Here is a 13,714-nt window from a genome sequence, read left to right on the forward strand (position 1 = left end):
AAAAGGGTACTTTACACACTACGGGCAAGTGCGGCGGACATCCTGAGCCTGCCGAAGGATAGAGCCTGCCGAAGGGCGCGATAGTTGCAACCAGCCCCTCGCCTTTAGGAGAGGGCGAAATTGAGCTATCAAGCCATCCTTATCCTTCGGGTGAGGTAAGCGAAGAACCCTATAAAAATGTATTAACAGAGCGTGATAAGATGCTCCCTTCGTCAGCAAGACAGTAGTTTCTCCGTAATTGCGAGGTCTCCCGCAGCAATCCGCTTACACAATATCAAAAGGATTGCTTCAAAACCAAATACCTTAACTGTAGGTGATAGATTATTGTACTTTTGCATACTCGTCTTCCCGAATTAATTTCGGGGTAGCATATCCTGTAATGCGATGCTGAACCAAGTTCAGCATGACGAACCTCAAAATCAAAGATAACTCTGTGCACAAAATACATCAGTTTCCCAACGGCCTGCGGCTTATATACCAACACCACCCGTCAAACATTGCCCACTTTGGTATTCATATCAATGCGGGCACCCGTGATGAAAGCGCTAACATTATGGGTATGGCTCATTTTATAGAGCATATGCTGTTTAAGGGCACCCAAAAACGCCGCGCCTTGCAAATTATCAGCCGACTGGAAGAAGTAGGCGGCGAAATGAACGCCTACACCACGAAAGACAAAACCACCTTGTATGCCTCGTTTATCGACGGGTATTTGCCCCGTGCAGTTGATTTGCTTACCGATGCAGCCTTTCACTCCAATTTCCCTGAAAAAGAGATGGAGAAGGAAAAGAATGTGATACTGGAAGAGATTGATATGTATGCCGATAACCCCGAAGAATGTGTAAACGACGAATTTCAGGAGTTAATGTTTAAAAACCATCCGCTGGGGTATAACATATTAGGCACGCAAGACACCGTAAAATCTCTCACCCGCGAGCAATCCATAGGGTTTATAGCTGCCAACTACTTACCGCACAACATTGTGTATGCCTACGTGGGCAATTCGTCCATAGAAAAGGTAATAGGACTGTGCGAGAAATATATGCCTACCATACAAAACGGCACAAAACCCAATAAACGCGAGGCGTTTAAAAACTATGTGCCCTTTACTACCGTTAAAGAAACCGAACACGCCCAGTGCTATTGCGTAATGGGCAACTTATCGTACAATAATTCACACCCGCTGAAACCTGCGTTGGCTCTGCTATGCAATTTGTTGGGCGGCCCGGGATTGAACTCCCGCTTGAATTTGGCAGTGCGCGAACGCTACGGCTATGCTTACCAAATAGACAGTAGTTTTTCTACTTATGAAGACACCGGATATTTCAGCATTTATTTCGGTACCGACCCTAAGTACCTTGATAAAACCATGAAACTGGTGGAGGCCGAACTAAAACGCCTGCAAAAAGAAGCCCTGAGCGAAACCGTACTGAACAAGTACAAACGGCAGATGGAAGGCCAAATGTTGCTGGCCGAAGAGAGTAAAGTAAGCCTGATGCTTTCATTGGGTAAAAGCCTGTTGGATTATAACAAAGTAGATACGCTGGAAGAGGTCATCCAAAAAATATATGCCGTTACCCCCGCCCAAATACTGCAAGTAGCCCGCGAAGTGTTTGACGAAAGCCAAACCAGCCGCTTGATTTATAAAAGCAAGGCATAAAGGGGCTATCACAAAAGTAAGTTATGCGTGTTTTTGCAACGACAGGTTAAAACCCCTGACTTTTGAGAAAGTCCCATTATCCCCAAACTTTCAAAAAACGTACCTTTGCCCTACACCTTATGATTGAAGTAATACCCGGCCAACTACCCACCGCAAAATTGCACGCCTATATGCTTGCATCGGTTGCACCCCGCCCTATATGCTTTGCCAGCACTGTAGATGCGGAAGGGAATGTAAACCTAAGTCCGTATAGCTTTTTTAATGCCTTCGGCAGCAATCCTACCACGCTTATCTTTTCGCCTGCAAGGCGCGTACGCGATAACACCATAAAACACACCCTTGAGAACGTAATGGCTACCAAAGAGGTGTGCATTAACGTAGTAACGTATGAAATGGTGTACCAAGCCAGCCTTGCCAGTACTGAGTACGAAAGAGGGGTTGATGAGTTTGTAAAAGCTGGTTTTACCCCCGTAGCTTCTGATTTGATAAAAGCCCCGCGTGTAAAAGAAAGTCCCGTACAAATTGAATGCAAAGTGCGCGAGATTATTGAAACCGGACAAGAAGGCGGCGCAGGTAACCTTGTGGTGTGCGAAATCTTGAAAATGCACATTAACGAGGATATTTTGGGCGAAGACGGGATGATAGACCAACGCAAAATACATTTGGTGGCAAGATTGGGCAAAGACTGGTATTGCAAAGCCTTTGGCGATGCTTTGTTTGAAGTAGAGAAGCCCAACACCAAAAAAGGGGTTGGCGTTGATGCTATACCCGCCCGCATACGCCTTAGCAATGTACTTACAGGCAATAACCTTGGACAGTTAGGTAATTTAGAAATACTACCTACCCCTGATGAGGTAAGCGGCTATAAATACGAAAATGCCGAGTTGAAAGAGTTGTTGGAGCGACTAACCAACGACCCCGATAATTTGGAAACCCAAAAGCACCTGATGGCCAAAAACCTGCTGGCACAAGGCAAAACCGTAGAAGCATGGAAAGTGCTTTTATCATAAACCAAACAATTTTGCAGGTGCAACTATTATTACTGTTGTGAACATACAAATACAAGCCGGCTCGCCACAGAAAAACAGCCTTTCGCTGCGCGTGGCCAAGGCAATAGCAAAACAAATAGGCACAGAACATACCCACAGTATTGTTGATTTTAACCAATACGATATACCGTTTATGAACCAAGGTAGTGTTGAGATGGATAACCTCACCCCTTTTCAGCAACAACTGATAAACGGCTGGGCAGATGCCAAACTGGTGATTGTAGTATCGCCTGAATACAACTGGTTTCCAAGTGCCGAGTTAATTAACACCCTGCACCAATTAGGCAGCCGCCATCACAAAAACCTGTTCGACGGAAAGGTATTTGCCTTTGCAGGGGTTTCAAACGGTCGAGGCGGACGTATGCCCACCATGCAGTTAACTACGGTTTACAATAAACTGATTAATGTATTGGCTACCCGCTCATTTAGCAGCGGTAAAACGTTTGAATCGCAGTTTACACAAAACGTATTGGACGAAAACGGCGATTCGTTGGGCAATGCCGAGTACGATAAGGGACTAAAAGCCTTTGTTGATTACTCGCTGGATATGGCCTCACGTTGGCAATAAACTGACCCGCAGCCCAAAAACAAACAAGCCCCGATATATTGACTATATCGGGGCTTGTGTTTGTATAAAGTGGTTTATTAATAATTGTTCAGCATCATTGGCATCACAAGCATCAACATATCTTCGCTGGGCTCGTTCTCAAAAGGCAACAATACACCTGCACGGTTAGGCGTACTCATTTCAAAACGTACTTTATCAGTATCCATGCTGGTAAGCATATCCATCAGGTATTTACTGTTAAAGCCAATCTCCATGTCTTGTCCTTCGTATTCGCAATTCAAACGCTCGTGGCCTTCATTGCTTTGGTCAAAATCTTCAGCAGAGATAATCATATTGCTACCGGCCAGTTTCAAACGTATTTGGTGGGTAGTTTTGTTTGATACAATAGAGATACGGCGCACTGAGCTTAAAAACTCACCCCTGTCAATCACTAACTTGTTAGGATTTTCTTTGGGGATAACCGCGTTATAATCAGGGTAACGTTCGTCAATCAAGCGGCACACCAAACTCACATCACCAAACGAGAAGAACGCGTTGGCGTTGTTAAAATCAACACGCACAGCAGTTTCATCATCCTTCAACGATGATTTTAGCAGGTTAGATGCCTTTTTAGGTAAGATAAACGATTGCTCAACACCGGGGGCAACATCCACACGTTTGTAGCGCACCAAACGGTTTGCATCAGTAGCTACAAAAGAGATGTCGTTATTTTTCAACTCAACAAAAATACCGGTAAGGTTCAGACGCAATTCATCATTACCCGTAGCAAATACTGTTTTGGCTATAGCCTTCAACAATACCTCGCTCTTAATGCTGAATGATTTATCGCTTTCTACCTCTGGTATTTTTGGGAAATCTTCACCGGGCTGACCTGCAAGTTTAAAGCGGCCGTTACCCGAGCTGATTTCGATAGCATGGGTTTTTTCATCAATAGTAAACGTAAGCGGCTGATCAGGCAGCGAACGCAAAATATCAAGACAAAGTTTAGAGGGTACAGCTATCTGGCCTTCTTCCTGTGCTTCTACCTTCAAGGTAGTAGTCATACTGGTTTCAAGGTCAGTAGCACTAATGGTAAGGTTACCTTCCTTAATGTCAAACAAGAAGTTCTCTAAAATAGGAATAACCGCCTTTGATACCACCACACCACTCACCACCGAAAGGTGCTCCAGCAAAACTGTTTTGGAAACTATAAACTTCATACCTTGCTCTACTATTGTTGTTATTTAAAATGCCAAAATTAGGGGCACTGTGCAATATAGTCAATTGTTATTTATCTACATTTATTTGTTCAGGGTGTTCGCAAGGTGTGTTTAAGTAAACACAATCCCTCTCATACAGGCGTATATCTGTAAAGTAATTACCTGCTACAATGTAATAGTGTTTGGAAACGAAAGATGCACCCGTCCTTCTAACACGGCTTTTTTATAGGCCAATGGTGTAATTGTAGTAAATGCCTTAAACGTTCTAATAAAATGGGCTTGGTCGTAAAAACCGTTATCCAATGCCACATCCACCAACGGAATGCGCGGGTGGTTGGCTATCTGGGCAATGGCTGCGTTCACTTGTTTCAGCCGCAAATACTTTTGCGGACTTAGCCCGTACACTTCACTAAACGCATGAATAAACTTTTTGTGCGAAAATCGCTTTTCGTCCAAAAACTGTTTAATACGTCCCTTTTGCAAAGGCTCTTGGGTAGTTATTTCGGCAAACTCCAACACATCTTCGGCTGTTTTTGCAGGTTGTGCCGCCTTTAACAAAAACCTTTCAAGGTGCTTAATTTTATCCGTCGCGTTTTTTGTATGCTCAATTTCTGCAATCACCGAACTTATTGCAGTGCCGAAAATATAAGACAACGGGCGCGGAACTCCCAACCCTGATATATCAATACCCAGCAAGCGGTGCAGCCCTTGGGGCTTAAACATAATGCCCAACGCCTTGTACCTTCCCGATACTTTGGTAGTTAATTGTTGTTGGTAGATGCCCGATACCCCGCCTGCTTTGGTATAGGAAAATGCTGCATTACCGGTTTGGATTGAAAACTCTTCACCGAAATTGATGATGATTTCTTGTTGCAAAAAAGGGATGCTTACCGATGCATACTCCCATTGCTCCTCGCTTTGATACCAAATGCACTCAATCACCTCTTTCAACTCATTATCAGGCGTATGGATGAGGGCATTCATAGCGCAAAATTAGTTAAATAAGAACTACTGTACCTAACCCGTTTTGCTAACAGGCATAAAGCCCATACTGTTGCGCCCATCGTCCCGAATGATTTTAAACCATTCGGGATGAACCATTAAAAAGCAGCGGGTTTTATACCCGTCGAGAAAATTGGTATAAAACCTATTGACTTAATAGTTAAAAAGATAGAAAGGCATCACAACTACATGATAAATATTTTCTAATCATGAAGTTACAATAATATAAGTAGCCTCATTATTTTATTCTATATACCCTGTCGGCTAGAGATATGCGCATACGCGTTGAATCAACCGTGGCAAATGCTTTTGTAATGATAACAATGCCTGTAGATTTTAATTGCCTGATTTTAGCAATTACCTCAGGTGAAAAACTTGAGCCTACTATTCCAAAAGAATCTGTTTCATTCTCAACCTTTCCGGTATATTTATTTCTTATCCGTTGCGACGTAACAACCGTAAATGAGTCAACAGTTATGCCTGGCTCAGGCTTATAACCAACATAAACCACAAGAGTAGGGTTTCGCAACAAACTGTCTACTGTTGTGAATCCATCATTAACATTCCCTACTTTAAAGAATATTGTTGAAATATATCCAATCTTTGCTTTTGTGCTGTCTTTTTTGGTTGATTGTCCAGCAACCGTGAGCGGCATTGTTAATAGAGCTATAAAAACACACCATCTTGCCATATTCAACGATTAATTTCATTTTAAAACGGATTACCATCGCTTTTATTTTAAAAGTTAATTCCTAACAGGTGAAAACCAAAAAGACGGCTCTTATTCTGACGGGCATAAAGCCCATCGCTGTTGCGCCCATCGTCCCGAATGGTTTAAAACCATTTGGGACGAACCATTAAAAAGCGGCGGGTTTTATACCCGTCGGAACAATAGATTTCAACCTCGCCCAAGCAAACAATAACAAAACTGCAGGCCTGTTTTTACACAAACCTTCATTACTTTGTAGCATGGTAAGATACATTGGGGTACTTTTAATGGTGGCCGGGTTTGCTACCCAAAGCATTGCACAAAAAGCAAACAAGCACCAGCAAATGGCTGATTCCTTTTTTGTGTTGGCACAGTATGAAACAGCCATCAAATACTACGATTCAGCACAAAAAACCTCTCCAACCGACAATATTATCATGTTCCGCAAGGGGATATGTTATTATAACCTTCAAAAAAGCAAAGAAGCAAAAGCCAGTTTCGACAAAGCGTTGCAGCAAAACCCCCGCTGTTTGTATTGCGAGTATTTTTTGATTTCAATACTTACCGAGGCACAGCAAACTGATGCTGCTTTGCACAAGGCCGACAGTGTACTTACTAAATATGCCGATACAGGCAAAGTACTTAGTTCATACATGGATATAAAAGCATTGAAAGCCCGTATATACTGGAACAGAGGCCAGCTTGAAAAAGCAGGAGCGGTGTATGATGAATTGGTGACCGATTACCCTGATACCGCCGGTGTATATTACTTACGCGGTGAGTTTAACTTTATAAATCAACGAAAATCAGGGGCGATAAAGGATGTAACTAAAGCCATCGAGTTAGACCCTAATGTTGCCGCATACTATTTTTTGAAGGCCAAAATTTACCTTACCATCAACTACTATAAAGAAACCCTGCCCATTATTAATAAGGCAATTGAGCTGAATAGTGAAGAGGGTGAGTTTTACGGATACAGAGGAGGCATTCATCATCATTTAGGCAATTATAATGAGGCACTGAACGACTACATACTTGCATTAAAATACAACGGTGCAGGCGGTTTCTACAACGCCAAGGTTTCAGAACTATACTTGATAAAGGAAGACATGGACTCCATGTGTTTTTACTTGCAACGCTCAAAAGAATCTTTTGAAAAAGACCCTCCGGCTATGCAAGAAGACATTGATATGCAAACACTGGTATTGCATAGGCAGCAGGAGTTTTGCGATAATAGTAAACCCGGTTATTATTACCAACGCGGAGTAGCTATGTATAACCTCGGCTTGTACGATAGCTCGATTTATTTTTATACAGCGGGGCTTGAAAAGTTTGTAAACCAACCCGTGATGCACAACTTTAGGGGCAATGCTTATGTAAAAACAGGCGAATGGGCAAAGGCTGAAAAAGACTTTTTATTATCGATGCAAAACCCCGAGGAACTTAAAAAAACGCTTGCAGAACGCTTTAAATACGACGACCCTCAAGCCAATGAGCGGTATTACAAAGGATTTATTGCCTCAGCATATTTGGGTTTATCTGAAGTATATCTGCAAATGGGGTATTACGATAAAGCCATAAAAGCTGCTGATAGCGCCTTAAACATTGCCCCCATCGGCAGCGGCATCCCCCTTGCAGATTATTATAACCAGTTGGGAAGATCATACCTTGCTGCGGGTAACTACGACAAAGCAATAAGTGAGTTTGAAAAAGTAATCACACTTGAAGCTGAAAACCCGATAGGGCACATAAATTTGGGGTTAGCAACGGCTTATAAAGCCACTGAAACTCCTGAAACAAACAGGAAATTCGGATTTTCAGGCACTTGGAATTCGGGAACTTCACAGCTAAAGTTTGAAAGTAAACCCATAAAACTTACCCAAAACCAGCAAAAATTAATGCAAGATGCCATTGGCTATTGTGATAAAGCCATACAGTTTGCTCCACAAGAAGCTCAGTTTTATGTAATACGCGCTTACGTGAAAAACATGGCCGGAAATAAAGATGTTTGTGCAGACATAACAAGGGCAAAAGCATTGGATATAAAAAGCATAAACGAATCTTTAAGCAGCCTGTGCCCTTAATCAAGCACAGACAGACAAACAAGCTATCTATTTGAAAATAAACGAATAACAAAGTTTACTGAAAAAATTATAGCTTTGACTTAAACAAAACACTAACCATGAAAATCCTAAAAACTATTCTTAAAGTATTAGGGGTTATTTTACTGCTGGTAATAATAATCTCCCTGTTTTTGCCTGCGGGCGTCAGAGTTGAGCGTTCAATTACTGTGAATGCCTCACCCGAAGAGGTGTATGCACACATCAGTGATTTGAAAAAATGGGATACGTGGTCGCCTTGGAAAAAGCGTGACCCAAATATGCAAAACACTTATGAAGGGACTGACGGTGCTGTAGGCCAAAAAAGCATTTGGAAAAGCGAACACCCAAGAGTAGGTAATGGCTCAATGACCATTGTAGAGCTGAAACCCTACGAATCAGTAGTTACCGAACTTGATTTTGGACAAGGCGGAAAACCCAAGGGAGGTTTCAAAATTGAAAAAACCGATAGCGGCTCAAAAGTAACGTGGTACATGGAAGACGACGGTTCACAAACACCGTTTTTATTTAAAATAGTGGCCAAATACGCTAATCTGATGATGGACGGTATGTTGGGTCCTGATTTTGAAGAAGGTCTGAAAGGTATTAAAACTGCTGCTGAAGCAGGTGCCGGCGCAGCACCACAATTAACTTATACTATTGAGGAAGTGGACTTGGCTCCAATGAGTGTGATTGCAGCACCTCCAAACAAAATAAAAGCAGATCAGATTTCAGCCTATTTAGGTAAATATATCCCAAAACTATTTGCCGCAGCAAAGAAAAACGGTCAAAAACCCGGAATACCGGCAGCAATATATCATTCTTGGACAGGCACAGAAACTGAGGTTGAAGCTGTTTTACCAGTTGATAAAGTAGTAATGGAGGGCAGCGAGTTCCCCCACCACCCGATGCCTGAAGGAAAAGGGCTTAAGGTAGATTACTACGGCCCTTATGCCGGCTCAGAAAAAGCCCACATGGATATTGATGCGTATGCTAAATACAAAAAACTGAAACTGGGCAATCCTTGGGAGATATATGTAACTGACCCTACGACTGAAAAAGATACTTCAAAATGGCTTACTCAAATCTACTACCCTATAGTAAAGTAAACGATATTTATTATTGCTAAAAAAGGGCGGGGAAACCTGCCCTTTTGCTTTTATACCACCATGGTGTTGCAGCCGCGTACCTCGCTAAAATCAAGGCGACCCAGCACCTCAAAACTTCCGTCGACATATTTCCTACCTAAATCTTCCGTCTCTATAAAACTGCACGAATACAAATTGGCAAGGTCAATCACATTTATTCCGCCTGTTTTTCCTGTGGCGGCATAGCTAAACGGATCGTCGGCATCGCGCACCAAAACACGCATCCACGGTGGACAAAAGAACCGCCCTTCGCTTTTTGAATACGCCTGTGAAAACAGTTCCGTCATGCCATACTCAGAATGTATGGCCGATGGTCCAAAAGCAGTTTGTAGCTCTGTGTGCAGCTCTTTGCGGGTAATTTCCTTCCTCCTGCCCTTCATCCCTCCCGTTTCCATAATCAGGGTATGTGTCAACTCCATCGGGTATTGAGCCGCAAAATCAAGCAAAGCAAACGATACCCCCAGCAACAATGTTTTTTGCCCCTTCGCTTCATTTTGGCGTATTACCTTAGCCAGCCCCTCAAAATCATTCAGGTAAAAGCCGCTATCGGCATGTCCGCTTTGTTGTTTCAGCTTATCAGCCATATACACCAATGATGAACCCGTACGTTCTAAATAACCGGGTAATAGAGCCAATATGCAATACTCTTGGGGTACACCGTAAAATAACTCAAATCCCTTGTTAAAAGAGTTTTCATAAACCCCTAAATCAGCGGCAAGGTGGCGGCTTTGTCCCGTACCTGTTGTACTGCTGCTCAAAAAGGTATGCTGTGCATGCATTCCCTCTGCCAATACATCATGGGTTTTAAAAAAGCGGATAGGCAAAAAGGGTATTTGGTGCAACTGCTGCACCCTAGCCGGATTTACCCGTAAAAAATCGAGGTATTGGGCATACACAGCACAGTGTTTTGCCTGAAAACTGAAAACTTCATAAACGCTTTCTTCAAAAAAATCGTTATTTGTAGTAAATATCTCCTGTTTTAAACGGGTAAGCATCTATGAATGGGTTACAATTATTAAAATATACGGCTATAGCCCTTGTTACGCTAACCGCGCTGCAAAGTTGCTCGCGAAGCGATGATGGAGGCCCACCTGTTCCCGAATTGGGTTATACGGGATACAGCAAATTTAAAAACACAGCCGGAAAAGACAGCTTTGTTACACTAAATCTTACGTTTAAAGACGGTGACGGCGATATAGGCCTAAGCGAAAGCGATTCAGTCCCCCCGTATTCATACGGTAGCCCGTTTTTTAACAACCTTTTTGTTGAGTTTTATGTGATTGAAAACGGCTTGCCTGCTAAAATCACCTCGCAATTCATCGGCCCTGATACACTATACAAAGACACAGTAAATTTTAGCCAGCGGATAAAATACCTGACGCCTGAAGGAAAAAATAAAAGTATAAAGGGAAGGATAGATGTAATTACTCCGTTTTTTCTGCTTGATTTGGCTACCTACAAACCCGATTCAGTGTATTACGAAATTACCTTGGTCGACCGTAGTCTTAACCGCAGCAATTTGATAAAAACACCCTTGATTATGCTTGACTTTTAAGCGAAGAGCGACGATTAAAAATCGTCGTCTTCAAAGTCGTCGTCATCATCAAAGTCGTTAAACCCGGTTTGATAACCCGCATCGGTGTCGGTCTCAAAATCATCATCATCATCGTCCTCTTCTACATCGCTGTAGTTTTCGTCGTCTTCTTCTTCATCCTCGTCGCCGCTTTTGGGTTTAGCCGCCGAGCGTACAGCACCGTAGTTTGCTGCACCAAACATTACACTGTTAAAACCTTGAAGGATAGTTCCCTGCATTTTCATCTCAAAATAGAAATTTTATGCTAATTTAAAGGAATTAGGAAAAACAATAGCAAGTGAAATTTATAAAAATGCTTAAAAATATACCCTCAGGGCTTGCTTAAAGGTATTACAATGGGCATTTACCACATCGCTAAGGCGGGGTGAGTACCCTCCACCCATGCTCACAACTACAGGAATACCAAGGGCTTTAAGCGTTTCAAACACGTAAGCATCTCGCTGTTCACACCCCTGCATACTCACCGAAAGCTTCCCTAATTTATCTGTTGCCAAAATATCCACGCCCGACAGGTAAAAGGCAAAAGTGGGTGCAAAGTCGGCAATAATTTTTGGCAAATGGGTATGCAACAAGGCAAGGTATTCTGCATCGGCGGTATGGGTAGGCACTTCGATATCCAAATGCGATTTTTCTTTTTTGTAAGGATAATTGTCTTTGCCGTGCATACTAAAGCAAAACACCTGTTTGCTGCCGGCAAAAATTTGCGCAGTGCCGTTGCCTTGGTGCACGTCTAAATCAATTATCAATATCCGTTCGGCCGGGTTTTGTTTTAAGAGATAGTTTGCCGCCACCGCAAAATCATTCAGCAGGCAAAAACCCTCCCCGCTACCAGTAAACGCATGATGAGTGCCTCCGGCCACATTCATCGCTACCCCGTACTCACGTGCATGGACGGTGCAGTCAATGGTTCCCTTGCATATAATAATCTCGCGTTGCACCAACTCTTCCGACAGCGGAAACCCAATTTTGCGCATCTCTTTCGGGGTCAACTCAAGGTGCTTCATCCGCTGCCAATACTCCGCGTCGTGGGTCAGCAAAATGGTCTCATCGTCCAGCGGTTCTGGTTCAAAAAGATTGTGCTCAGTTATTGCTCCTTCGTGTATCAGCTGTTTAGGAATCAGGTCGTATTTCTCCATCGGAAAACGGTGACCTTCGGGCAATGGGTGGGCGTAAATAGGACTCCAAGCTATTTTCAGCATTTTGTAGTTATACTTTTTGTAGCGCCTGCTTTATGCAGCAGCTTACCACAACTCAATCAATTAAGATAAAAAAGCGTTTGATTGTTTTGGGCAGAATCGAAAAAATTAACCGGCTGTTGCCCTTCAACTCCGTCAAGGGTATTTAGACTCCTTAGCGTAGCTGTATAATAACCATTCAGGTATTGGCCGTTGCCGTGAAAGCCGTTGTTTTTGTAATCTATTAATTCTATCACTCCGTCGTTGTTATAATCAGTAATGTACAACGCGCCGGGCAGCCAATCCGTTTGTAACACTGTTATATCTTTTGTTTCAGCAGTATCTATTGCAACCACTGTACACTTTCCGGCAAAAGCACCAGTTTCTTGCGGGTCAGTCAAAACAAGTACTATAAACCCATTTTTTGAAAGAGGCACAAACAAAACAGCCTCTAACTGCAAACGTGCCCGCTGCAAACTCAACGGAAGCTCCCATTTTTTTTCTTTATAGGAAACTATCGGTGTATCAACTATAGCTGTATTTTTTCCCTTATCATCCGACTCATACTCAGGAAATAGCGGAACAAACAGATGGTTAATTACAATGCTGTCGTTATGATAAACAAACGCTGTTTGGTTGGTAGTTAAAGAAATCGTATCGATTGGCGGTTGCGGATACATTGTTTTTAGCAACCCCATAATTGTATCAAAGCCCTGTTTATCGGGCTGCTTATTTGTATTGCATCCGTATACTGTACAGGCAAAGGCAACAATTAACCAATGCCAACGCATATTACTCCTCACTTTCAAACCTGGCTCTAAATCCAACCTTTGAAGTATTGAAGCCCGAGTTGTAGCTGTTATAATTTTTTTGCTCAACGGTAATGATGTTAAACATATCAAACGGCGGAACAAGCAAATCATTATGCAGGCAATGAAGCATACACTCTTCAAGAATTTTATTGGTGTACATCTCGCCCATTTCCATAGTAGTGAAATCGTTGTACAAAAAGCTAAACGGACGGCTGCCATCCATAAAAAAGTGTTTCTCGCGGTTCACAAACAGACGGGTAATCAGCGAGCCCATATCTCCCCCTCTGTTGTATTTCAGTGAGTCTGAAAGAAAATTATATACCTGTATCAACCCGCAGTATTCGCGCAACGGGTCTTCTTTCACATACGGCAATTTGTTGATTGCATGGCCGCTGTCAAAATCAAAAATATTGGTGTGCATCATAAACACCAGTGTATCTCCTCCAAATTTCAGATGCGCTTCAAAAGGGCCTACTTCTGTAAATTTCACATCAAGATTTTTGTGCAGTCCTTGTATTTGATTGTTCAGGTTTTGCTCATATCCCTGCATCACTTTCTTAAACTCGGCCATCACTTCAACAGTGGCCTGATAGGCTTGTTGTTTTGCTACCGATTTATTGCGCATTATATCTACAATCTCTTCTATACGGGTTTTAGGCATCTTCTCAGGGGATTTATTTATGATGCACAAAGTTTAGT

General features: G+C 42.6%; 14 protein-coding genes. 6 read left to right on the plus strand and 8 right to left on the minus strand.

The genetic code is table 11. The features are described 5' to 3' along the window. Window positions 1–403: 403 nt before the first annotated feature. From F9K23_11735 to F9K23_11745, 3 genes are all read left to right on the plus strand, one after another. On the plus strand, window positions 404–1,660 hold the full coding sequence (locus F9K23_11735) for an insulinase family protein (protein ID KAB2915159.1): 1,257 nt from the start codon (window positions 404–406) through the stop codon (window positions 1,658–1,660). 119 nt (window positions 1,661–1,779) lie between these two features. Beyond that, entirely contained in the window at window positions 1,780–2,670 is an 891-nt protein-coding gene (locus F9K23_11740) for a flavin reductase family protein (GenBank protein KAB2915160.1), read from the plus strand. Between the two features lie 25 nt (window positions 2,671–2,695). Further along, window positions 2,696–3,277, plus strand: a complete 582-nt coding sequence (locus F9K23_11745; GenBank protein KAB2915161.1) for an NAD(P)H-dependent oxidoreductase — start codon at window positions 2,696–2,698, stop codon at window positions 3,275–3,277. 77 nt (window positions 3,278–3,354) lie between these two features. Here F9K23_11745 and dnaN read toward each other — a convergent pair whose 3' ends face one another. The 3 genes from dnaN to F9K23_11760 form a co-directional block, all read right to left on the minus strand. Further along, window positions 3,355–4,476 carry a DNA polymerase III subunit beta gene (gene dnaN, locus F9K23_11750; GenBank protein ID KAB2915162.1) on the minus strand — a complete coding sequence of 374 codons (1,122 nt, stop codon included), beginning with the start codon at window positions 4,474–4,476 and terminating at the stop codon, window positions 3,355–3,357. Between the two features lie 165 nt (window positions 4,477–4,641). Beyond that, window positions 4,642–5,460 carry an AraC family transcriptional regulator gene (locus F9K23_11755; protein KAB2915163.1) on the minus strand — a complete coding sequence of 273 codons (819 nt, stop codon included), beginning with the start codon at window positions 5,458–5,460 and terminating at the stop codon, window positions 4,642–4,644. A 256-nt stretch (window positions 5,461–5,716) separates the two neighbouring features. After that, window positions 5,717–6,175, minus strand: coding sequence for a hypothetical protein (locus F9K23_11760; GenBank protein KAB2915164.1), 459 nt, complete (start codon window positions 6,173–6,175; stop codon window positions 5,717–5,719). Between the two features lie 272 nt (window positions 6,176–6,447). Between F9K23_11760 and F9K23_11765 the strand changes: the two genes are divergently transcribed. After that, window positions 6,448–8,271 carry a tetratricopeptide repeat protein gene (locus F9K23_11765; GenBank protein KAB2915165.1) on the plus strand — a complete coding sequence of 608 codons (1,824 nt, stop codon included), beginning with the start codon at window positions 6,448–6,450 and terminating at the stop codon, window positions 8,269–8,271. A gap of 98 nt (window positions 8,272–8,369) precedes the next feature. After that, entirely contained in the window at window positions 8,370–9,395 is a 1,026-nt protein-coding gene (locus tag F9K23_11770; protein ID KAB2915166.1) for a hypothetical protein, read from the plus strand. 50 nt (window positions 9,396–9,445) lie between these two features. Here F9K23_11770 and F9K23_11775 read toward each other — a convergent pair whose 3' ends face one another. Continuing rightward, window positions 9,446–10,429: an acyl transferase gene (locus F9K23_11775; GenBank protein KAB2915167.1), complete on the minus strand. Its 984-nt coding sequence runs from the start codon at window positions 10,427–10,429 to the stop codon at window positions 9,446–9,448. Between the two features lie 2 nt (window positions 10,430–10,431). Here F9K23_11775 and F9K23_11780 point away from each other — a divergent pair, with 2 nt between their 5' ends. Then, window positions 10,432–10,989: a hypothetical protein gene (locus F9K23_11780; GenBank protein KAB2915168.1), complete on the plus strand. Its 558-nt coding sequence runs from the start codon at window positions 10,432–10,434 to the stop codon at window positions 10,987–10,989. A 14-nt stretch (window positions 10,990–11,003) separates the two neighbouring features. Here the strand turns inward: F9K23_11780 and F9K23_11785 are convergent, their stop codons facing one another. From F9K23_11785 to F9K23_11800, 4 genes are all read right to left on the minus strand, one after another. Next, window positions 11,004–11,246: a hypothetical protein gene (locus F9K23_11785; protein KAB2915169.1), complete on the minus strand. Its 243-nt coding sequence runs from the start codon at window positions 11,244–11,246 to the stop codon at window positions 11,004–11,006. Between the two features lie 78 nt (window positions 11,247–11,324). Beyond that, complete coding sequence (locus F9K23_11790) at window positions 11,325–12,227, minus strand: histone deacetylase (GenBank protein ID KAB2915170.1); 903 nt, start codon at window positions 12,225–12,227, stop codon at window positions 11,325–11,327. Between the two features lie 56 nt (window positions 12,228–12,283). Then, complete coding sequence (locus F9K23_11795; GenBank protein KAB2915171.1) at window positions 12,284–12,994, minus strand: hypothetical protein; 711 nt, start codon at window positions 12,992–12,994, stop codon at window positions 12,284–12,286. A 1-nt stretch (window position 12,995) separates the two neighbouring features. After that, window positions 12,996–13,706: a hypothetical protein gene (locus tag F9K23_11800; protein KAB2915172.1), complete on the minus strand. Its 711-nt coding sequence runs from the start codon at window positions 13,704–13,706 to the stop codon at window positions 12,996–12,998. Window positions 13,707–13,714 lie beyond the last annotated feature (8 nt).

It is taken from the genome of Bacteroidota bacterium, assembly GCA_008933805.1.
Lineage (GTDB): Bacteria > Bacteroidota > Bacteroidia > UBA8524 > UBA8524 > SB11.